24 protein-coding genes are annotated in these 22,517 nt (G+C 37.4%); all 24 read left to right on the top strand.

What is annotated here, in order from left to right; all coding sequences use genetic code 11:
• The first annotated feature begins 209 nt into the window (after positions 1–209).
• The 24 genes from GZH82_RS12355 to GZH82_RS12240 all read left to right on the top strand — a co-directional run bounded on the left by GZH82_RS12355 (position 210) and on the right by GZH82_RS12240 (position 22,510).
• Positions 210–506, top strand: coding sequence for a PDDEXK family nuclease (locus GZH82_RS12355; protein ID WP_162682743.1), 297 nt, complete (start codon positions 210–212; stop codon positions 504–506).
• Positions 490–1,854, top strand: coding sequence for a DEAD/DEAH box helicase (locus GZH82_RS12350; protein WP_457853047.1), 1,365 nt, complete (start codon positions 490–492; stop codon positions 1,852–1,854). The genes GZH82_RS12355 and GZH82_RS12350 overlap by 17 nt, the downstream gene beginning before the upstream one ends.
• A 21-nt stretch (positions 1,855–1,875) precedes the next feature.
• Positions 1,876–2,292: a transcriptional regulator gene (locus tag GZH82_RS12345; RefSeq protein WP_162682741.1), complete on the top strand. Its 417-nt coding sequence runs from the start codon at positions 1,876–1,878 to the stop codon at positions 2,290–2,292.
• Positions 2,293–2,518: 226 nt separating this feature from the next.
• Positions 2,519–2,854, top strand: coding sequence for a hypothetical protein (locus tag GZH82_RS12340; RefSeq protein WP_162682740.1), 336 nt, complete (start codon positions 2,519–2,521; stop codon positions 2,852–2,854).
• A gap of 72 nt (positions 2,855–2,926) precedes the next feature.
• The gene (locus GZH82_RS12335; protein WP_162682739.1) at positions 2,927–3,367 is read left to right on the top strand and encodes a terminase small subunit; all 441 of its coding nucleotides are present in this window, start codon (positions 2,927–2,929) and stop codon (positions 3,365–3,367) included.
• Positions 3,360–4,610 (top strand): PBSX family phage terminase large subunit, encoded by a 1,251-nt coding sequence (locus GZH82_RS12330; RefSeq protein WP_162682738.1) that lies wholly within the window; start codon positions 3,360–3,362, stop codon positions 4,608–4,610. Before GZH82_RS12335 ends, GZH82_RS12330 begins: the two co-directional genes overlap by 8 nt.
• 8 nt (positions 4,611–4,618) lie before the next feature.
• Complete coding sequence (locus GZH82_RS13980) at positions 4,619–6,031, top strand: phage portal protein (protein WP_203232814.1); 1,413 nt, start codon at positions 4,619–4,621, stop codon at positions 6,029–6,031.
• Positions 6,015–7,565, top strand: a complete 1,551-nt coding sequence (locus tag GZH82_RS12320) for a minor capsid protein (protein WP_162682737.1) — start codon at positions 6,015–6,017, stop codon at positions 7,563–7,565. Before GZH82_RS13980 ends, GZH82_RS12320 begins: the two co-directional genes overlap by 17 nt.
• Positions 7,566–7,885: 320 nt before the next feature.
• A complete protein-coding gene (locus tag GZH82_RS12315) occupies positions 7,886–8,470 on the top strand; it encodes a DUF4355 domain-containing protein (protein WP_162682736.1) in 585 nt (194 codons plus the stop codon).
• Between the two features lie 14 nt (positions 8,471–8,484).
• A complete protein-coding gene (locus GZH82_RS14375) occupies positions 8,485–9,417 on the top strand; it encodes a sugar-binding protein (protein WP_238989579.1) in 933 nt (310 codons plus the stop codon).
• A 16-nt stretch (positions 9,418–9,433) separates the two neighbouring features.
• Positions 9,434–9,757 (top strand): phage head-tail connector protein, encoded by a 324-nt coding sequence (locus tag GZH82_RS12305; RefSeq protein WP_162681681.1) that lies wholly within the window; start codon positions 9,434–9,436, stop codon positions 9,755–9,757.
• Between the two features lie 23 nt (positions 9,758–9,780).
• On the top strand, positions 9,781–10,077 hold the full coding sequence (locus tag GZH82_RS12300; RefSeq protein WP_162681682.1) for a hypothetical protein: 297 nt from the start codon (positions 9,781–9,783) through the stop codon (positions 10,075–10,077).
• Complete coding sequence (locus GZH82_RS12295) at positions 10,055–10,405, top strand: HK97-gp10 family putative phage morphogenesis protein (protein ID WP_343236260.1); 351 nt, start codon at positions 10,055–10,057, stop codon at positions 10,403–10,405. The genes GZH82_RS12300 and GZH82_RS12295 overlap by 23 nt, the downstream gene beginning before the upstream one ends.
• 8 nt (positions 10,406–10,413) lie before the next feature.
• Positions 10,414–10,800 (top strand): hypothetical protein, encoded by a 387-nt coding sequence (locus tag GZH82_RS12290; RefSeq protein WP_203232813.1) that lies wholly within the window; start codon positions 10,414–10,416, stop codon positions 10,798–10,800.
• Positions 10,801–10,817: 17 nt separating this feature from the next.
• Positions 10,818–11,366: a phage tail tube protein gene (locus tag GZH82_RS12285; protein ID WP_162681684.1), complete on the top strand. Its 549-nt coding sequence runs from the start codon at positions 10,818–10,820 to the stop codon at positions 11,364–11,366.
• Between the two features lie 53 nt (positions 11,367–11,419).
• Positions 11,420–11,773 carry a tail assembly chaperone gene (locus GZH82_RS12280; RefSeq protein WP_162681685.1) on the top strand — a complete coding sequence of 118 codons (354 nt, stop codon included), beginning with the start codon at positions 11,420–11,422 and terminating at the stop codon, positions 11,771–11,773.
• Between the two features lie 68 nt (positions 11,774–11,841).
• On the top strand, positions 11,842–12,189 hold the full coding sequence (locus tag GZH82_RS12275) for a hypothetical protein (protein WP_162682735.1): 348 nt from the start codon (positions 11,842–11,844) through the stop codon (positions 12,187–12,189).
• A gap of 12 nt (positions 12,190–12,201) precedes the next feature.
• The gene (locus GZH82_RS12270) at positions 12,202–15,138 is read left to right on the top strand and encodes a phage tail protein (protein ID WP_162682734.1); all 2,937 of its coding nucleotides are present in this window, start codon (positions 12,202–12,204) and stop codon (positions 15,136–15,138) included.
• Between the two features lie 12 nt (positions 15,139–15,150).
• Complete coding sequence (locus GZH82_RS12265; protein WP_162682733.1) at positions 15,151–16,071, top strand: phage tail domain-containing protein; 921 nt, start codon at positions 15,151–15,153, stop codon at positions 16,069–16,071.
• A 14-nt stretch (positions 16,072–16,085) separates the two neighbouring features.
• Complete coding sequence (locus GZH82_RS12260) at positions 16,086–17,501, top strand: tail tube TT1 domain-containing protein (RefSeq protein ID WP_162682732.1); 1,416 nt, start codon at positions 16,086–16,088, stop codon at positions 17,499–17,501.
• A gap of 3 nt (positions 17,502–17,504) precedes the next feature.
• Positions 17,505–18,146 (top strand): hypothetical protein, encoded by a 642-nt coding sequence (locus GZH82_RS12255; RefSeq protein WP_162682731.1) that lies wholly within the window; start codon positions 17,505–17,507, stop codon positions 18,144–18,146.
• A gap of 10 nt (positions 18,147–18,156) precedes the next feature.
• Positions 18,157–19,176: an SGNH/GDSL hydrolase family protein gene (locus GZH82_RS12250; protein ID WP_162682730.1), complete on the top strand. Its 1,020-nt coding sequence runs from the start codon at positions 18,157–18,159 to the stop codon at positions 19,174–19,176.
• Positions 19,177–19,192: 16 nt separating this feature from the next.
• Positions 19,193–20,464, top strand: coding sequence for a phage baseplate upper protein (locus GZH82_RS12245; RefSeq protein WP_162682729.1), 1,272 nt, complete (start codon positions 19,193–19,195; stop codon positions 20,462–20,464).
• A 111-nt stretch (positions 20,465–20,575) separates the two neighbouring features.
• Positions 20,576–22,510, top strand: a complete 1,935-nt coding sequence (locus GZH82_RS12240) for an SGNH/GDSL hydrolase family protein (RefSeq protein ID WP_203232812.1) — start codon at positions 20,576–20,578, stop codon at positions 22,508–22,510.
• Positions 22,511–22,517 lie beyond the last annotated feature (7 nt).

Raw genomic sequence — 22,517 nt, 5'->3', positions numbered from 1 at the left:
ACACCAATTGTAACGCTTCAATATATTATGGCTCTAAGTTTCAAATCATTGTGTTACTAGCGTTACTTTAAATAAGTATAATAGGTTAAATAATAATAATAGGTATATACATTACTAGTAATTAGCCCTAATAGCATATAAATATATAAATGGTAATTTTAAAGTAACATTGTAGCCCTTATTTATAAGTTTTGTATGCAGGTGAACATATGAAAGAAACAAAATTAGAACAGTATCTCGTTAAAGAGATTAAGAAGAAAAATGGTTTATGTTTAAAGTTGGTGTCGCCAGGCACGAAAGGCGTACCGGACCGAATTGTTATTATGCCAGGTGGAAAAACGTTTTTTGTTGAAATGAAACGAGTTTCTGGCCGTATTGATCCATTACAAAAATATGTACATAAACAATTTAATCAAAGAGGCCATAAGGTTTATGTTTTATGGACAAAAGAACAAGTGAACGAATTTGTAAAAAAGTTAGGTGATAGAAATGGCGATAGCATTTAAACCTCACGCTTATCAAAAGCATGCAATTGATAAAGTGATAGAAAATGAAAGATTCGGTTTATTTTTGGATATGGGGTTAGGTAAAACAGTATCGACATTAACAGCGTTTAAAGATTTACAACTATTGGACACGGACAAGATGCTTGTCATTGCACCAAAACGTGTAGCGAAAGAGACATGGGCGGATGAAATCAAAAAGTGGGTCCATCTCAATCATTTAAAAGTGTCGTTAGTGTTGGGGACACCTAAACAAAGAATAGCAGCACTCAATAAAGAAGCTGATGTGTATGTAACCAACAAAGAAAATACGAAATGGTTATGTGACTATTACGCTAAAGAATGGCCGTTTGACATGATAGTAATCGATGAGCTATCAACATTTAAAAATCCATCTAGCCAAAGATTTAAAGCTATTAGGAAAAAACTCCCTTTAGTTAAAAGGTTTATAGGTTTAACTGGAACCCCTAGCCCCAACAGTTTACTTGATTTGTGGGCACAAGTTTATTTGATTGATGGCGGTGAAAGGTTAGAAAAGTCCTTTAGTAAGTATCGTGAACGTTTTTTCAGACCAACCCACAAATTAAGTCCTTATGTTTTTAATTGGGAATTAAGAGATGGTTCAGAGGGGCTTATATACAAACAGATTGAGGATATTTGTTTAAGCATGAAAGCGAGAGATTATTTAGATATGCCTGAAAGAATAGATACAAAACAGGTCGTGACTTTAACAAGTAAAGAACGTAAGCTATATGACGATTTAGAAAAGTATTATATTTTAGAATCTGAAGAAGATGGGACAATCGTCGCCCAAAGTGGTGCAGCACTGAGTCAAAAACTACTACAGTTATCGAATGGGGCGGTATATACTGATGATAACAACGTTAGGTGCATACACGACCAGAAACTTGATAAGTTGGAAGAAATACTTGAAGAAGCGCAAGGGCAACCGATTTTATTGTTTTACAATTTTAAGCATGATAAGGACCGCATAATTGAGCGTTTCGAAGATGTTATAACTTTAGATGATCCTGAATATAAGTCTAAATGGGACACAGGCAAAGCAAAATTATTGATTGCGCATCCTGCAAGCGCAGGCCACGGGTTAAACTTACAAGACGGCGGCCATATCATTGTATGGTTTGGGCTAACGTGGTCTTTAGAGTTATATCAGCAAGCAAATGCTAGACTTTACAGACAAGGGCAACAACACACAACGATTATCCATCACATTATGACTGATAATACAATAGACCAACGTGTGTACCATGCACTTCAAAATAAAAAACTTACACAAAATGAATTAATGGAAGCTGTTAAAGCTAGGATACTAGAATTAAAAGATGAATAAGTATTTTGAAAGGAGCAACTTATGTTAAGAAAATCAACAATCAATTACTTAGAAAGCGAATTAAGGGGCTACCCATACTTAGAAAAAGACATAGCAAGAGTTCGCGAAGAGATACTTCATCCATGGTCACCCAAAGATGAAAACGTAGGTGGCGGACGAGCTGATACAGTAATGTGTGTCACGGAAGTTCGCGCGACAAGTGTCGTAAATGATAGACGTTTAGCACAACTCACACGTGTTAAGTTAGCGATTGAGATTGTTTATAATCATACGACTGATGAAGGGCGTAAGCTAATGGATTTGTACTATTTTACAAAACCCCGTACGCTCAATTTGACTGGAGTTGCTAACGCTTTACACATTAGTAAGACAGTTGCGTATGATTTACGTAAAGGTATATTGTCGATGTTAGCAGATGAATTAGGGATAATTCACTGAGCGGAAAATTTCCGGAAAAATAACATGGGTTTTCGTTGTATTATGATATTGTACAGAAATGTACAGAGTGCTGGTTGAAATGCATAAGACATCCTTTCAATAATTTCTTTTCGACTCATGTTTAATCCTCCTATATGTTTAAATTGAGACGGTTAAGGCGCCCTTGAGGCGTCTTTTTTGTGTATAATAAAAAAGTATTACAATATTTAATTAGGAGGGAAAAATAATGGTTAAAATTAGTTTTACAGATTTAAACATTAACGGACATGTATTTATGGGTGATTTATCTTTTGAAGTATATGATAATACTTATCTTTTGAGTTTTAGAAAAATTAAAAACTTAGATTTATTAAAAAGATTAATTGAAAACAAAACAGAAATAAGTATATTTAAAGCAGAAATGAGATACAAGGTACCTGAACCTATTAAATACAATCTAATCAAGGACTTTTTCGATGGTCAAAATGTTAGATTATTAGAATTAGAAAAAGATAACCAAGGCTATTATATTGAGGTTGTAAAAAGTGACTTCAACCCCCATGAAAATTTTAAAAGAACTTGAAGACATGAACCCGCATATGCGGGTATTTTTATATCTAAAATGCTATTAGCGTGAGAGTTGGTGATAGATGGAATGAAATTGACAATCAAGCAAGAAAGGTTAGTAGATGAATATATTAAAACGGGCAATGCTTATCAAGCTGCTATTAATGCGGGTTATAGTAAAAGCTATGCAAGAGTTGAAGTGCATAAAACATTAGCAAAACCTAGCATCAGACAACGCCTTGATAATCGTTTAGCCCAACTCAAAAAAGAGAGTATCGCCGACCAGGACGAAATTTTACAATACCTCACATCAGTCATGCGCGGTGAAAGCACTGAGCAAATTTTGCGTAATGTAGGTGAAGGTTATCAAGACATTGACAATATTGATGTTGGCGCAAAAGACAGGATTAAAGCAGCTGAGTTGTTAGGTAAGCGTTATATGATGTGGAATGGTAAACAAGTTGAATCACAAGAGTCTAAGCTTGAAACGTTGATTCAACAAAATAGGCAAGTGATTAGTGATGAATAAACTAAGACATCAATTTACTGATAAGCAATATGCCATTTACCGAGACCTCATGAAAAAGGACTGGTTTCTATGTATATTGTATGGCGCTAAACGTACAGGTAAAACCATTTTCAACAATTACATGTTTTTGGAAGAGGTACTGAATGTGCGAGAACGTGCTACAAAATTAGGTATAAGAAACCCGCAGTACATTTTAGCCGGTTATACATTAGGGACGATTCAAAAAAACGTGCTTGAAGAATTGACGAATATGTATGGACTTGAATTTAAGTTTGACAAGTTCAATCGATTCAAATTATTTGGTGTCACAATTGTGCAGACGCCACATGGTAATATCAGTGGTTTAGCAGCAATACGTGGTATGACCGCATTTGGGGCTTATATCAATGAGGCGTCACTTTCTCACCCGTCTGTATTTGATGAGATTAAATCACGCTGTTCGGGTGAAGGTGCTCGAATACTATCAGACACGAACCCGGATAACCCTGAACATTGGTTATTGAAAGATTACATTCAAAATGAAGACGAATCGATTATCAGTTATCACTTTGAGTTAGATGACAACACGTTTTTGTCTGAACGGTACCGTAAAAATATTAAAGCCACGACACCAAGCGGTATGATGTACGACAGAAATATATTAGGGTTGTGGGTGTCGGGCGATGGTCTTGTGTATCAAGATTTTGATAAAAAGATGCATACGATGACGCAAGATGAATTGAAACAGATACCGATGAAACAATATTTTTGTGGTGTTGACTGGGGATATGAGCATCATGGTGTGATTGTTGTGTTTGGTATGGGCTATGATGATAGATTTTATTTAATTGAGGAGCACGCAAAGCAGCACGCTTTCATTGAAGAATGGGTACGTATCGCGCATGACATTCAAGCGCGGTATGGTGATATTCCTTTTTATTGTGACTCAGCGCGTCCGGAACACGTAGCTAAGTTTCAAGATGAGGGCATCAATGCGGTATATGCAGATAAGCGGATTATGCGCGGTGTGGAGTTAGTGGCGCATTACTTTAAAAATGATAAGCTTAGAATTTTATACGACGCTTGTCCTCGATTTGCCTCAGAGATTTATAACTATGCGTGGGACACTAAAAAAGATTTACCGATGAAAGAATACGATGACGTGATGGATGCGATGCGTTATGCGTTACTCACGTTTGTAGAAACATTCGAACAAAGAAGTGTTGAAGATGAAATTGATTTAATTCAACAATTAGGAATTTAGGTGATAGAATGCGGTTTAAACCTGACAGTAATTTAATATTTACGTGTAAAGACGTTGATGATTTGTTAGCCAAAAATGGTGAAAAATTGTTAACGTTTTTTAATTTACATCGAGATCAGCAACGTCCTCGATTACAAGAGCTGCTCGATTATTATTTGACGAATAATAAGGGAATCAATCAACGTCCGGGACGTGATGAACCATACGCGGATTATCGTATTGCGCATGCATTTGTCAAAAACGGTACGGACTTTATAAGAGGATACATCGGCGGGAATGAAATCACATTCCGCGATGAGCAATATGCTGATGAGATTCAACACATTAATGACATTAACGATGCACATGTTGTTAACGTTGAGATTTTAGAAGACTGTATTATTTATGGACGCGCTTATGAGATTGTGTATCGTAATACGGACAATCAAGATATCTTTAAGCGACTTGATCCAAAGAATGTGTTTGTGATTTACAGTGACGACATTGATGTAGAACCTCTTGCAGCTGTACGTTATCGCGCGCAAAAGCTACAGAATAAAGATGTGACGTTGATTGATTTCTATACAGCTGATTATCGTGCGTATTTCTATATTGACGATAACCGCTTAATTGTGCGTCAAGATATGCCACAGGAAGTGAATATGCATCAGATGTTACAAATTCATGAATACAATGCGAATCGGTTCAGACAAGGTGTGTTTGAAAATGTACTCGATTTAATCGATGCATATGATTACGCAGAGTCTGATACAGCGAACTATATGACCGATTTGAATGATGCGATGCTAAAAATTGAGGGGCATTTAGACTTAGATATTGAAGAGGCTAAAAAGATGCGGAAGTCCCGTATTATTTTAGCAAAAACAAAACCTGATGCATCCGGCCGTATCGGTAATGCGAATGTCGATTATATTTATAAGCAGTATGACGTTGCTGGCGTTGAAGCATACAAGAAGCGTATTCAAAAAGACATCCACAAGTTTACGAATACGCCTGATTTATCCGATGAACATTTCGGTGGGGTGCAGTCGGGTGAGGCAATGAAATATAAGTTATTCGGACTTGAACAGTTACGCTCAACAATTGAAAGGCAGTTGACGAAAGGTTTTAAACGTCGGTTTGCGATTATTCAAAGTGTGCGGAATCACTTGAATGATCATGTCGATTTTACGAATATGCGTATTGAGTTTAAGCCTAACATCCCGCAATCTCTCTCAGAATATGCAGACATCTTTATTAAGCTTGGCGGTCGCGTGAGTCAAGAAACGTTGTTATCGTGGTTACCGAATATTGAGAATCCTAAAGAAGAACTTGAAAAAGTGAAAGCGGAGGAGCAAGAGACATCGGATAGTCATCATTACCACGACGCCATGCCTGTGCAACAAGAGAAAGCGGATATAAACAATGTCGAACTTGAGTGATTACTGGTTAGAGCGCGCAAAAATGTTCATCCAGTCTGAAACATTGGAAGATGCTGCAAAGGTGGCTGAAATTGAGCGCATTGTGGCGATGATGACGGCTGAGATATACAAAAACTTATTAGCGTATTATGGCAAGCTTGCGACGGCTGAAGGGATTGACTGGCGAGAAGCGAAAAAGATTGTGGATGCGTTCGATGTTGAAATGTTTCAAATGCAAGCAAAAGCCTATGTTGAAAATAAAGACTTTAGTGAAAAAGCGAATGAAGAGCTGAAGCGTTATAACACGACCATGTATGTGAATCGTGAGCAGTTGTTAAAGCATGAGCTCGGTTTGATTGTGACGAAAGCCTATGCGGAACAAGAGAAAGTGGTGAATCATCACTTACAAGATAGCGTGACACGTACACTGAAACATCAAGCAGGTATTTTAGGTGCGGATGTGCATGTGAAGCAGTCAGATGTTGAAGCGATTGTGTATTCTAACTTTGGCAAGCTGAATTGGTCTGAGCGACTTTGGAATAATCAAGATGAACTCAGAAAAGATGTTGAGCGGATGGCAAGCCATGTGATGTTACGTGGGCGTCATCCGTATGAGTTTGTGCCGGAAATACGTAAGAAGCAGAAGCAGACAGTCGCTAATACAAAAAGGCTATTGATTACCGAAGCTGCACGCGTCCAAACAGAAGCACAGAAAATGCACTATTTAGAAACGATGGGCGACGATGCCGAATATGAGTTTGTGGCGAAACGTGATGAAAAGACGTCTAAAATCTGTCGTCATTATGATAAAAAAGTTTTTAAAGTGAAAGACATGGTACCTGGTGTCAATGCCCCGCCGATGCATCCCCATTGTCGAAGCACGACGGTACCACATGTAGGGAACTGGCGTGATAAGTTCTTCAAAGATAGACAAGGGAAGTATCGATTGAGGGGTGAGGACAGTCAGGAGATTGATGCGAATAGCGTTGAAGAGGCGAATAAGCCTAAGAAGCATATGATTACTGAAAGCGATATAGACAACGTGGAGTTTGTAAGTATTCCAGGTCATACAGAAGAGGAAAGTCGTTATATCCAAGAACAGCATAAAAGGTTGTTAAGAAAAGCGATGACCGAAAATGACAGTAATGAATTCGCTTTTATATCTAAAGGTAAAGATGATGACAGACCACTACCAGTAAAGGGCACACAAAATTTAGTTACTTTTGGACCGGGTAGCGACGAACTAGAGCTTTTGTTTAATGAACCAAAAAGGTCTTTAATATTAATGCATAATCATCCTGGTGGTTCGAGTTTTTCGTTAAATGATTTATTCACTTTTGTGAAATTTGGGTCTATTAAAACAATGACTATAGTTACAAACTTAGGTCGAGTTAAACATATCACAAAAACCAAAAACTATAATTCTGAAAGGATTGCTGAAGTGTGTAGTGAATCCTTTAAAGATGTTGGTGAAAAATTATTCGATGATCTATATATTGAAAACGTGTTAAAAAAATTATATGATGAAGACATAATTGAATTTAAAGTGAGATGATACTATGGGTCCATTAGGATTGGATATACCTATGACGCCACATGAAGCTGCTGAAGTTTTTGAAGAATTAAGGAAAGCGTTTGAAATAGAAAGAAAAGAGCAAGAACGAGCTGAAAAAGAAAAACAACAAAAATAAGCACCGGATGAAACAGTAAATCAATCATCCTGGTGTTCTTTTTTTACTGAATTTTAAGCTACTGTGCTGCAGTGGCTATTTTTTATGCCCAAACCATGCTTATGGCGTTAAAAGATGCAAGTGTAGTCCAAACCATGCAATGACATTAAACTTGCAAGAGTAGATTTAAATGAGGTGCGAAAATATGAAAGAACAATGGTTCAAGTTGAAGTTACAATTTTTTAATGATGCGGGTACTGAAGAGGCGACAAGTGATGAGAATACTGAAACTGAAGCAGCTGAAGCGACACAAGAAGCTGAAGAACTGTCTGAGTCTCAATTGAAGTTAGTGAATGATCGTGTGAATGCAGAGATGCAACGACGTACGAAAGAGATGCGTCAACAGATTCAAGATGAGTTAGCTGAGAAGCAAAAAGAAGCTGATAAATTGCGTAAGATGAACGCCGAACAAAAGCATCAATACGAGCTTGAAAAGGCTGAAAAAGAACGTGATGCATATAAGCAACAACTTGAGTCATACAAGATGCGTCAAGAAGCGATGGCGATGTTTAGTGAGGCAGGCATGCAAGCCCCTGAATCTTTATTGAATATGGTCGTTCAAGATACAGCTGAAGCAACAAAAGAAGCTGTAGATAGCTTTGTTTCGATGGTGAATCAAGAAGTACAGCGTCAGTTAGAAAGTAAAGCGACACAAAGCCATGTTGTTGGGAATCATGTGACGACACCGAAGCTTGAAACTGATGAAGCGTGGAAAACATTTTTAAATTAAGAAAGGTTGATTTGATGATGAAATTCAATTTACAATTTTTTGCTGATACGGGTACAGGCGGGACTGCAACACCTGCAGCAGCAACACAAACGAAAGTGGCACTGGGTGAAACGAAATTAAAGGACAAACACACTGGCATTGTAAAAACTGTGACAGATGCGAAGTCGTATGCGACACCTGCATTGATTACGGATGATGCGATTTATATGGAGGGGCGTTCATTCACTGTGATGAAAGGTGATGTGGCTGAATTACGCGACTACGACCGCACGCAAGCGAACCATATGGACAGCCCGAAAATTACTGAACGCACGTACTTCTTAGACCAAGAGAAGTATTGGGGTCGTTTTATCGATAAGCTTGATAAACGTGATACTGAAGGTAATATCGATGTGAACTATGTGGTTGCACGTCAATCGGCTGAAGTGGTCGCGCCTTATTTGGATAACTTACGCTTTAAAAACATTGCTCAGAATGCGAAAGAACACATTGCGGTTGCTGCGAATCGTGAGTACGATGCGGTTTTATCAGTCACTGAAAAGATGACGGACGATATTGCGCCTGCAAACCGAACATTATTCGTAACGCCTGCTTTCTACACTAAAATTAAACAGCTTGTCATTCAATTGCCACAAGGGGATAACAAGCAACAAGTGTTAAGTCAAGGTGTACAAGGTAAGTTAGATGGCTTTGTTGTTGTCGTTGTACCGACTAAGTTCTTACAGGGCGTTGAGGCGATTGCGGTTGCAGGTCAAGTGTGTGCGTCACCGCTTCAAGTGAACGAGACGAAAACAAACAGTAACATTCCTGGTCGCTTTGGCGAATCAGTTGAACAATTGCTTTACACTGGTGCGTTTGTACCGGAAGAGTTACAAAAATTCATCTACACACTTGGTGGTACTGCTGTAGCGCCTAAAAAAGACGGTAAAGACGCTCATAAAAAATAATTAGTGGGTGATTGAGATGAAGGCTTTTGTGGATAAAGTCAAAAACCGTATTGGCATTGATGATCACTTACAAGACAAGTTGCTTTATGAAATCGTCACCAACGTTGTTGACGAGTTGAAATTACGTTTACCGAAAGAACAAGCGTTTATTCCGCAACCCCTTTACTTTATTGTGATTGAGGTTGCGGTGAAGCGTTATAACAAGGTAGGTTCTGAAGGTATGGTGTCGGAAAGTGTTGAAGGTCGTTCAATGTCGTATGAAGAAGACGACTTCAAGCAATATGACAGCTTCATTAATAAGTTTTTTGATGATGGCTGCGGTGAGGTGTTGTTCTTTTGAGGTTTTCAAATCGTGTCATGTTGGTGACAAAAAGACGAAAGCGGTACAACCCTGACACCAATCAATATGAGCGTGAGACTGTGAGACATGAAACGCTTGTTTGTAATATCAACCCATTGTCGCCATCAAGGACATCACTGTTATTCGGTGATGTCTATAAGGCGATAAATGTGATTCGTTTGAATACGGTTGTGGATTATAAACCGACACATGCTTTAATAGACGGGGTGTGCTATGCAATAAAAAAGCGTGTGGATAGTAGGAGACAAACGACCTTTTATGTTGAGGAGGTTGTGAATGATGAAAATCACGGGCGTTGATGATTTAAAACGTGTACTTAAAAACATGTCTGACATTGATGATGATGTGAATTTGATTATGACTGAAACTTGTAAAGAAGCGCCGGGAATCGCCGTTGAAAATGCACGTGCTGTCATGGTGAAAGGCTATTGGACGGGGAATTTAGCGCGTGAAATAGAGAGTGACATGCTTGATTCGCTGTCCTTTATGCTCATCTCAAACGCAGCTTATTCGGGATTTGTGGAATACGGTACGCGTTACATGGAGGCTGAACCGTTTATGCGTCCGACGAGTAAACAGATGGGTGAACAGTTGCGTGATGATTTTATGCGCTTGTTGAAAGGTTAGGTGATGTGATGTTATCACCACAATTACAACTATATAACAAAGTGTTTAAGCAATTATTGAAGTATGGTGTACCAGTGATTGATGTAAAGGATATCGGACAAACCCTCCCGTATCCTTTTTTTGTTGTGCAACGGATGAATGTGAAAAAGTCGTTTTTGGCGTTTGACCGTTTTTCAAGTGAAGCGACCTTGTTAATTCACGTGTGGAGTGTTGCGGACGACGAAAGTGTGCATGATGATGCTGTTAGTTTTGCAGAAAGTGTCGTGTCAACGCCGATTGAGTTAGACGGCTATGATGCGATGCCTGACAATATCGATACACGTTTTATTGTTGATACGACAACGAATCAATTACTGAATCATACGGTGATAACTGCAGATTATAAAATTTATTAAGAATGGAGTGTTTATGAATGGCTGATTTAGTAAAAGGTAAAGACCTTTTAATTTTGTTACGTGAAAAGGGAAAAGCTGAAGCTGCTAAGAAGTTGATGCTCGGTAAAGAGTACAAAAAGAGTGTTGAGAGCGATGGCGATACTGTTGACACGTTTGACGGCTCATTTACGACTGGCGGGACGAAAAAGACGACATTTAGTGTAACGGTGTTAATGTCGCGTGAAGATTCACTACCTGAAGAAATCGAGAAGGGATTAGGTGAAACGGTTTATGAGATTTGGCTTGCGGATAGTAAGAACGTTGGGCGTGAGACAAATGCGAATAAATATAAATCGGAGTATATGCAAGGTGTCTTTAAGAAGTTTGATTTAAAAGGTGAAGTCGGTGGCATTGTGGAGTATGAAGTGGAATTTAATGAATCGGGTGGCGGTACAAAATACGGTTATGCGACGTTACCTGAAGAGATGAAAGCGAAATTGACGGCTGCAGGTTATCGATTCCACGATACCACTGCTGCAGACGCAGTGACAAATAGTACTGGCAATGCAGAAGTTGAAAATGAATAACGAGACGGGTTTAATGCCCGTCTTTTTTATTAAATTTATGAGGTGAAAGCAATATGGTATCTGTTTTAGTTGATAATAATGAGGTTGTTTTACATTTTGGTTTAGGTGAGTTAATGGCGTTAGACCGTGATTTAGGTTTTGAAGTGAAAAAGGTAAAACTTGGCTCAGGTTTAGGTTTTTTAGTGCCTAAACTTGAAGAAGGCGATGTCGTTGGATTAGCAATAATGTTGAAAGCAGCAACATCAAGACAGCCGTATCCTTTAAAAACAGAAGCACAATTGGAAAGTGCGTTAGTGTATGCACATGAAACATACGGCTCATTTGAAGCATTTGGTAAAGTTGTTATCGAGGAAATGGGGAAGCATGTTTTAACCCAAGACCTCATCAAAAAACACCAAAAAGACTAAGTCATGATGATGATGTTTCAGAACAAAATGCTATCGTCGCAACGTATGACTATATTGTCGTGACGTGTATGAGTACATTGGGCATAAAGCGGTTGGATGAAATTAACGATATGACATTAGCAGAATATCATTACCGCGTTTTTGCCCAAGAATTCATTGAACTAAAAAGAGAGTATGAGCGTGTGAAGCAGGCTTTTTTAATTCGATATGCGAATGCGACCAAAAATGTCGGGACGAAAGATAAGCCAAAAGAAGAATATTACTTTAAAAGTGAGGATGACATTTTAAACTACAAAGAATGTTATTACAAGCTCTGGCATGGCGAGCACTGGGGATACACGCAAGAGGTTGAAAAAGTGTCTGAAGATGATTACAAGTTACTGTCTGTCATTTCAGATATTAACAATATGCTATAAGGAGGTGTAGAGATGGCGGAAGATGTACACAAAGTCAAAACGATATTTGAAGCCCATACAGAAAAGTTTAAGAAGGCGATTGATTCTGCTTTAAAGACAATTGAACGTTTTGAAAAGGTATCAAAAACGATTGATGATGTCACATTAGATGCGGATGCAAGTCGTTTGAATGAAGTTGTGAACAGTGTGAAAGTAAAGCTTGAAGCGCTTGAACACGAAAAAGCAACGGCACTTATTGAAGCAAAAAATAAAGTGGATGAAAAAGTTGATAACGCTAAAATCGCACTTGATTTTATTAATAATAAACGTGCAAACGCTTTTTTAGATTTAAACGATCGTTTGTTTAGTGCAAAAGTGGATAAAGTGAAAGCTGAAGTCGCAAAGTTAGACCATTCAAACATTAACATCGCGCTTGATGTGGATAATGGTTTAGCAACTGCAAAAGTAATAGCCTTTAAAGCACGCTTAAGAAGTATTCCGAATCGTATTAAGTCAAAGATTATTGTGGATGTTGATAATAAAAAATCAAATATTTTTGCATTAGCTTTAAAAAAGATAAACGGTAGATCAGACATTTTTAATCAACGTATGGAGGCACTTGCTAAATCCATCAGAACGTTTGGAGCAATTGGACAATCTATGCTAAGAGGGGTAATGCTTTCTTCATTTTCGGCACTTATTCCAATTATCGCAAGCGCGGTACCCGTCATTATGGCAGTAGGTAATGCACTCGGTGTTGTTGCGGGTGGCGCATTAGGTGCTGCGGGTGCTTTTAGTGTCGCGGGTGTCGGGCTTGTTGGTTTTGGTCTGATGGCTAAAACAGCTACAAAAATGCTTGAGAAAGGAACCATCGCAGCGAGTGAAGCTACATTCGGTTATCAAGTAGCATTAAAAAATTTAAAATTAGCATGGCAAAGTATTATTCGACAAAATGCGACACATATATTTGGAGCAATGCGTAATGCGCTTAACGGTGTAACGTCAGCAGTTCAGCAGTTAGAGCCGTTTTTGAGTGGTATTGCTAGTATTGTTGATAAAAATGCAGAATCAATGAATAACTGGATTCAAAAATCAGATACTGCTAAAAAAGCTTTTAAAGAAATGGACTCGACCGGTGTTAAAATCTTTTCGAATCTAATGAGTGCCGTCGGTCGTTTCGGTGACGGCTTGGTTAACATATTCACGCAATTTATGCCACTCTTTCAATGGGCATCTGAAGGATTCAATAATATGGGAAAATCATTTCAAAAATGGGCGAATAAGGTATCAACTGAAAAAGGTATTCAAAGATTCATTGCATACACTGAAAAGAATTTGCCCGTTATCGGTAAAATTTTTGGTGATACGTTTTTAGGTATCATCAATCTGTTTAGAGCCTTTAGTGGTAATTCGCAAGGCTTATTTAAAACGTTATCTGAAATGACGGGTCGATTTAAAGAATGGAGTGAGGCAGTAGGTCAATCAGAAAGTTTTAAAAAGTTTATTAGTTACGTACAGCAAAACGGTCCTATGTTTATTGATTTAATTGGAAATGTAGCAAGTGCCTTAATCAATTTTGCTATAGCAATGGCACCGATTGGTCAAGTGGTATTAGGTTTGATTACCAAATTTGCTGGATTTGTCGCAGAGTTGTTTAAAACTCATCCTGCTGTTGCTCAAGTTATCGGGGTGTTAATCACTTTTGGTGGTGTGTTGATGACATGGATTCCTACTTTTATAGGTGTTCTCACATATTTATCACCTTTAATTTCTAGATTTGGATTTTTAAAGACAACGATGTTATTGCTTAGTAGAGTGTTTACTTTATTAAGTGGTCCAATAGGTTTAGTAGCAAAGTTATTCCCTTTCTTAGGTTCAGCAATTGCGTTTTTAACCTCTCCAATAGGTTTGGTGATTGGCGCGATTGTAGCTTTAATTGCGATATTTACTGTTTTATGGAATAAAAATGAAGCTTTCAGAAATTTCATCATTAATATGTGGAATTCAATAAGTACTTTCTTTATCGATTTATGGACAGATATATCAACAGTCGCATCTGTTTTATGGGATTTACTATTAACAACTATTGTAAATGTATTGATAGGCACAGTAACATGGATAACGACAATATGGCAAAATATACTAACATTTTTGTCAACGTTATGGAATACGATAGTCACGCTTGCTACCTTTTCTTGGAATTTATTAGTGACTATTATAGTAACTGTCATAACAACAATTTGGAACATACAGCGTTCGATTTGGAATGCGATTTTTAACTTTTTGTCAACGTTATGGAATACAGTAGTTGCAATTGCATCAACAGTTTGGAATACATTAGTCACTGTAATTACAACTGTTCTAGAAAAAGTGAAGACCTTTGTATCAAATACATTTAATAAAATCGTATCTACAGTAACGTCAAAAATGACAGAGTTTTATAACACAATTAAAGAGAAAGTACAAAATGCTTATAATGCAGTTACAGAATTTGTTGGAAAATTTAAAGATGCAGGACATAATTTAATTATGGGTCTTGTCGATGGTGTTGTAGGCGCAGCAAGTGATTTGATTGATGCGGTTAAAGATGCTATTAGTGGAGCGCTTGACTGGGTGTATGACTTTTTAGATATGCATTCACCGTCAAGAGTATTTAAAAAGATAGGTCAATTTATGATGGATGGTGCAGCAATAGGTGTTGCAGCACGTGCAGACCAATTTATTGATTCTGTTGGAGATGCTGCAAAGCGTGCGGTGGATGTGTTTAATCCAAACTTAAATGTTGGTGATATGGTCGGTGATTTGTCTAATGCGGATGCACGTCTTGTGTCTAATGTTGTGCACAAACATCAATTTGAGGAACGACCTCATCAACGTTTGGTGCGTGTTGAGTTGCAACTTGATAATAACGCGATGACTGCGATTGTCAATGGGATTAATGCAGATAACGACGCAACTTTTGAATTTTAAGGAGGGGGTTTTGTGGATGTTCAGATTACGAAACTTGATGGGGCGTCCTATTTTTTAAGTGATTTTGACATTCATGTGTTAGATTTTGTGGTTGAAGGTATGGAGTATGATGATAAATATGCAAAAATTGACGGGTTACATGGTCGGTACCTTGTTGATTCTGTGTTTGTTAATCGTAAGATTGATATTCCGTGTCTTTTTGTGACAGATAATAACTCAGATTATGTCAAACAAAGGACGATGCTTTATAGTATTGTGCAAGAGAATGAGCCTTTTTATATTCGAGAGTTGCGTAAGCGTGATAAAAATCAATACCATTTTCATGATGCTGTTGCAGCTGACCGTGCTGATTCAATGGATGACGCTGAACACTTTGAGCAGTTTATCGATGGTAAGCGTTATTTGGTGAAGTTGAGTAATGTTTTAAAACCGACGCAAACAAAATTTTCAGGTCGTGTTGAACTGGAATTTGAGACGGTTAAATTGCCGTTTGCTGAATCAATTGGAACGAGTAACGATTTAGAAAAACGAGAATTCACTGACATGTGGTCAGAAGACATGAAAATTAATTTTGATGACCTATCATACACGAAGTATACTTTTAAGCATGTCAATGACGGTGAGGTATACTATCACGGTAATGTTGCATTAGACCAATTCAATATGTATTCTGTTGTAACGATAATTATCGGTGAACGTACTGATTATTTTAAATGGTCATTGAATAATAGAACGGTCATGTACATTCGTGGTATCACATTAAATCCTGGCGATATTATTACTTATGACGGTGTACGTGTCTATCGTAATGGTGAGCCTATATTACAATATGCGGGGATAGAGATTCCCCGTTTTAAGCCTGGTTTTAATCACTTTAAATTTAATCAACTTGTTGCGCATGTCAATTTCGATATGCGCTTTTATTTTAAGTAAAAGGAGGGCTCATATTGTTTAAGATTATAAGTCCGCAAGGCGACGCATATTTGTTAGCCGTAGAAACTGAAACGACGCATAAATTAAACGGTGATATGACCCTCAATTTTGAAGTGGTTGAAACGGATGATAATCGCGATTTAATGAATCGTATCACTAAGTTTTGGAAGGTTCAAAACGTTGGTGGTGAAGCAGACTTAATGGAATTTGTTATTAAAATTGCGAGACGTCATGCGGTTGGAAAAAAACAAACACTGAACTGTATTGCTGTTGCGAAACATATTAGTGACTTGAAGCGGAAACGTGTGTATGACAATTTGTCAGGGAGTTTCACGGCTGACCGTTTTTTCAATACGATTTTTCGAGGTACTGGTTACAATGTCAGGATTGTAGATAAATTGTATGCGAGTCGTTTTGAGAATGCAGGTGATGGCGATACAGTGCTTAATTTGTTGCAGGACGGGTTAAAGCATTATCGTGCTGAGTTTGAATATAATCCGCACGATCGCACGTTTGTGATTACGAAATCAGTAAAACGTAAACAACCGTATTATTTAAAAGATTTTGTAAACGCGATGAATTTTCAAATTGAAGAAGATGCGACTGATTTTTATACGTACGCAAAAGGTTTTGGTAATTTTAAAGACAATGCGAAGTTTCAGAAAGCAGCATTGAAAGTCGAATATCGTCATCCTCTTGCTGATGTTGTGGGTGTCTATGAAGCGCCTCCTGTTAAAGATGGTCGTATTAAAAAGAGAGACATTTTATATAGTCGAGTGAAATCTTTAGTAGATGATTCATTGAAAATGTCGATTTCTCTTGATTTTTTAATGCTTCAAGATGATTTTCCGGAAGCGGTGCCGAGAGTTGGGGACTATATCCCAGTAGGTTCACAAGTGCTCAACGTGTTTGAATATGTACGCATTGTCGAGGTGAAGACGAAGCGTAATGCAAAAGGTAAAGTGATAAGTCAACCGGTCATATTAGGTGATTACAAAAAGCGGGATAGATATGCACAATCAGTTAGTAATGCTTCGTCTTATGTAAGTCGAATTGAAAAGAATGTTGGTAAAGATGCTGACAAATTAAACAATGCTATTCGTGTATCAAATTCTATATTTAGTTTTGTACAGCAGCTGAACGTGAATGATAAGGGCTTGAGTGCGGTTGATGGTTTACATGTTACGGCGTTTAAAGCTAAAAAAGGTATCGTGTATAGTAACGATGGTGGTAAGACTTTTATTGATTTATTTAAAGGTTCAGGTATTAATACTGATGCCATACCGGTAGTGACTCATCAACAAAATGGTTTGATGTCAAAAGAAGATAAGATAAAGCTCGACGCTATGTCACAAGATGGCACTGTTAATACAGGGGCTACAAGTGGTTTAGGGTCGATTTTTTATAAATTTGTGAATGTAGGTGAGTAATGTATGACGATTACAAAATCGAGAACTTTAACGTATAACGGAGAAGAAGTCTATGCAAGGACACATAAGGATGTCGTCGATGGTCTCCTTAATGCAACGGCTACGTCTGATGGTTTAATGAGCGCTGCAGATAAACGGAAACTAGACGGATTGAATCAGCAAAGTGGTACGCAAAATTTAAGTGTGGCAACGAGTACGACGAATGGTTTAATGAGTGCAGCAGATAAGCAAAAGCTCGACCGACTGAACACGGATTCTGTAGATTATAGAGCGGTGAGTGGTGGGTCTGGTAGTAGTGTATCGGGGTCAAGTGGTTCGCAAATTTTAAACCGAAATATAGATGTTTGGCCGAATGCTACGCAACGAGTGACGTTAAATAAACCTGTGAGCGATTGTAAAACGGGTATCGTGTTGGTGTGGCGTTTAGATACGTCAGATAATCTATATCACTATCAACATATTCCTAAGTATCATGTCGCGACACACAGTGCTGCACATATTGCCGAAGCGATTCCAACTATGGCGAATGAAATATGTATTAAACAAGTGATTGTCTTAAACACAAGTGTCGTAGGCGTGAGTGAAAATAATAATGCGAGCTATAAAACTAATAAAATTCGTCTCTGTGAAATTTTAGAGTATTGAGGTGATAGAAATGATTAAAACTGAATTACCAACTGTTTTAAATGCGGAGTACAGAAAAATTTTAGAGGAAAATTTTAATGAAATTAAAAAGTTTATCGACAACAAGAGTGCACAAGTGGATGTGGATGCAATGTTATCACGGTTTTACGAGCAACTTCAAAAAGAAATACGTGCGATCGTAATGCCTGAGCTATCCCCATTACAAATTACAGATGATTATGAAAAGAGTTTGACAGATTTAAAAGGTACACGTCATGCGTCTTTGAAAGAAAGATTGGATGCAGATATTAAAACAATCCAAGCTAAAACAACTCAAACGGCAAACGATGACAGACTTGTCGTGACAGAAAACGGCATGATTTTTGCTAACTTTTTCGACAAGTCCGCAACGATTAAAACTGTTAAAAAAATCGGTATTATCGGGGACTCAGTAGCAAAAGGAAGTAGAGCGAGTAAAAACTTTGGCATGTATCTCGCTGAAATGCTAGAGGCTACTGTACAAAATGTAGCTGTAGGCGGTGCAACAATGTCCACAGTTAAACCCAATTCAATTTATGAACAAGCGGCAAAAATCAAGAATATGGACTTAGTCATTATTCAAGGGACTGATGATGATTGGCTTTATAATGGTTCGGCTGGTGTATCAATCGGAACGAGTAAGACAAATGTCAAAACGTTTTATGGGGCGTTTTGTAAAACAGTTGAATTGATTAAAACAAATAATCCTAAAGCCAAAATTATTGTAATGACGGCAACAAGACAACTGCCTGTCAACGGTACAACGATACGACGTAAAGATACAGATAAAAATGGTTTAGGTCTTGATTTAGAAGCGTATGTAAATGCGCAAGTAATTGCATGTTCAGAATTAAATGTACCTGTTTTTGATGCATATCATACGCATTTGTTAGATCCTTACAATCCTGCGTTCCGTGTTAAAAACATGGTGGATGGGCTTCATCCGAATGAATTAGGACATGAAGTCATTACACATGAATTATTAAAAAATTATTTCTATTTTTATGGTTAAGGGAGTGGTATAAGTTATGGCAAATCAAGACTTATTTTATGACATGACGAAGCTTGGCACAGCGCAAGAGAAGCAACAACATTTAATCACGCGTGTAGGTGATGGCGGGCTTAAAACAGTAACGGTTACAGTATGGTCGAACGGCACACCATATAACTTAACAGGTCTTACACCTGTTTTTGAGGGCGTTAAACCGGATGGGGAAAAAATTATCGACACACGCGGTGCAATTGTATTAGATCCTGTCAATGGTGTATTTCGATATACATTTCCACATCAAGCGAGTACTGCTGAAGGAGAATATAAACAAGCGTTTTTTAAATTAAAACGCGGTGAACAAACAGATTCAACGCTTGAGGTTCAAGTAAGAGTACTTAAAAATATGGTTGAGTTTGGCATTAACTCAGAATCATACTACACTGAGTATCAACAAAAAGTCTCAGAGTTAGAAGGTAAAATTAATACGTATTTAGAAGAATTGAAAATTAAAGCTGCAGGAACAGAAGCTCAAGTAGAAGCGAATGTCACTTTAGCCAAAGCATTAAAGCAACAGTTAGATTTGATTCAAGGTATCGCGAATGAACGCGAGATTTTGACGAGAGCTGAGCTTAACGAAGCAATCAATACGATTACTAACAACGTTGATAGTATCAATGGAAAAATAGAAAGTTTAAAGCGTGAAACTAACGAAGAAGTGGGACGAATTAAAGAAGAGGTGACGGGTGTTAAAACAGGTGTACTCGATGATGTTTCTACTATTACAAAATCGGGTGTTTATTATTTTAACAGCACAACTAAAAATGTGCCCACACGTAACTCAAACAATGCAGATGGATACATTGAAGCGGTTATGAAGAACGAAAATAATGGTATGCTTACGATGTTAGGCACAGGCTATGCAATTGAAAAATATAACGGTAAATTACATGGTCGATGGGTCACTTCTGTGCCAGTGAAATTATGGTCTGGCAATTTAGTTAAGGGGCAAACTGCCACTTTAAAAGGAAATTGTCATGACTTTGGGAATTTACTGATTGAAGTTAGCTATACTACAAATCGACATGCTGTTGAGTTTATTAAGATTCCTAGCAATGGCAATACAATTTATTTAAATAATATCGGAATGCGTAGCGTTGATGGTGGCTTTAAAAACGGCTATCTTGATGAAGTTGTAATTCGAATAAAAGATGACACACACATTGTATTAGAAAAAGCATTAAGAGCAACTGGAGATGAAAAAGCAGTTGATTCGAATGCGTATATTACTGCAATTTATGGCATTTTTTAAACGTACTTGTAATTAATTTAGTCAATATTTTTTGATGAATAAAAAAGATAGATGATGAATAAAAGGGTGGCTTGTCCATCCTTTTTTATATTTGCTTTAAGAGGTGATTTTTTGAAAGTTTTAGTGAATACGTTAACAGCAATTGATGGCACTTGTATTAAACAGGGTGACACATCAGTATTGAGATTTAGGTTAGGTGATTTTAACGACGACGAATTAACGCTTGAGTCAACCGCGACAGTTTATTTAAGTCATGGTGATGATGTGTATAAATTTGATGGTCGTGTGCATAACGATGTTGTAGCGTTTAGCATTGCTGAGATGATACCAGCTCATATTTACACGGTTGAAATTGTGTGTGGTGGTCGCATTTTTTCGAGCGATAACAGTGTTGAACTTGAGGTAGTTGAAAGTCAATTAGGCAAAGCGATTTCTAAAGAAGTTAATGTTGATTTGGTTTATACCGCTATTAAAAATGCATTGAAATCTAAATTATTTGATTTGGATGAATTAAAGAAAGTTGTATCTGATGTCGTATTAGATAACAAAGATGATTTAAAACTGGATGAACCTAAAAATTTATCAGTGCTTAAAGGAAAAACAGGTGTTTTTGTTGGTGATAGTATCACTGAGAAGAATTTCAGAACAACAACAAATTATCATGAATTCATTGCTGCACGAACAGGTTTGAATGTCATTAATATGGGGATTAGCGGCACAGGATTTCAAGACCGTAAAAATGTTGCTTTAGAAATTAAAGAACAACCAGACTTTATTTGCGTCTTTTTAGGTACTAATGATTATGGTCTAGTAGGTGATAAGACGAACCCATTAGGTACTGCTGAAGAACGTAATTATCGAACTGTTGCAGGCAGTATTTATTTTACTTTATTGCAATTAACGAATCATTTCCCTAATACACCAATTGTAGTAATGACGCCGCTTCCTAGAATAGAATGTTATCCGTTGAAAGAAGTGGCGAACGAGGCAGGTTATACATTAGGACAATTAGTAGATGTCATTATAAACATCTCTAAAATGTTCGGTTTACCTGTTTTGGATCTGTACCATGAAAGTAATTTGAGAGTATGGGAACCTGCTGTAAATAAGACCTTTTTTGCATATGAAGAAGGCCAGGAAGATGGTCTACATCCAAATGAAAAAGGTCATGAATTCATATCGAATAGCATTCAATCATTTTTAGAAAAATATGCAGTAAGTCCTAAGTTTGAAAATAAAGTGGAATTGTCACCTGATGAAGATTTAGGAAACGGAACTGTCGTTAAACATCTGTATCCTACAGGTATTTTTTGGAAAGAAAATCAAAGTTTTATTATAAATTTTGATGAATCAGAAATAAGTTTAGAAAACAAGAAAATATTGAAAATAGAAAGTCAAAAGGCATCTATTTTGAATGCTTCGGGTACACTTCAAAATTCGCCATATTGGTATACGATTCCAAATAATACAGACGAATATAACCGTATTTCTGATGTAACGCAATTCACTGACAGCTTAACTAAAACGGGTTATACGACTGAACGTGGTTTTGAATATTTACCTGAATTACTTAAAGTCACATATGCTGATGAGGCTGATAATAGCGTTGTGGCAGAATCGAATTCTAACACAACAGAAGCTGAAGGCACTTCTGAACTAGCAACAAGCAATGATGAGGAGTCAAATAGCAATAATGCGCCGACAGAAGTAGCGGTTAATCCTACTGAAAATAGTGACGGTACATATAGTGCTACAGTTGTACCAAATCGAATTTTTAGGGATCTAGGCGGTTTATTTGGAATCGCTGTTAATCCTGAAGCGTTAAATTTTGAAGGTAAAAGTGTAGAAAAAGTTGAATTTGGTAACGAAGTTTTATCAAATCCGGAATATGTAGAAAATACAGTATATTGGTCTGGTGTAAATGGAAGGTCTACCGATGAAGTTGAACGTTTTATTCGCCATTTAGTGAGTATAGGAGAGGAAGAGCCAGACATTGCACAAGAATTCAAAAATGTTCCAATCAAAATTACGTATAGAAACAACTAGAGGTGAT

Origin of the sequence: Staphylococcus sp. MI 10-1553 (assembly GCF_010365305.1) — a bacterium.
In the GTDB taxonomy this organism is placed as follows: Bacteria; Bacillota; Bacilli; order Staphylococcales; family Staphylococcaceae; genus Staphylococcus.
Note: the sequence above shows the minus strand (reverse complement) of the source record. Positions and strands in the feature narration are given on the sequence as shown.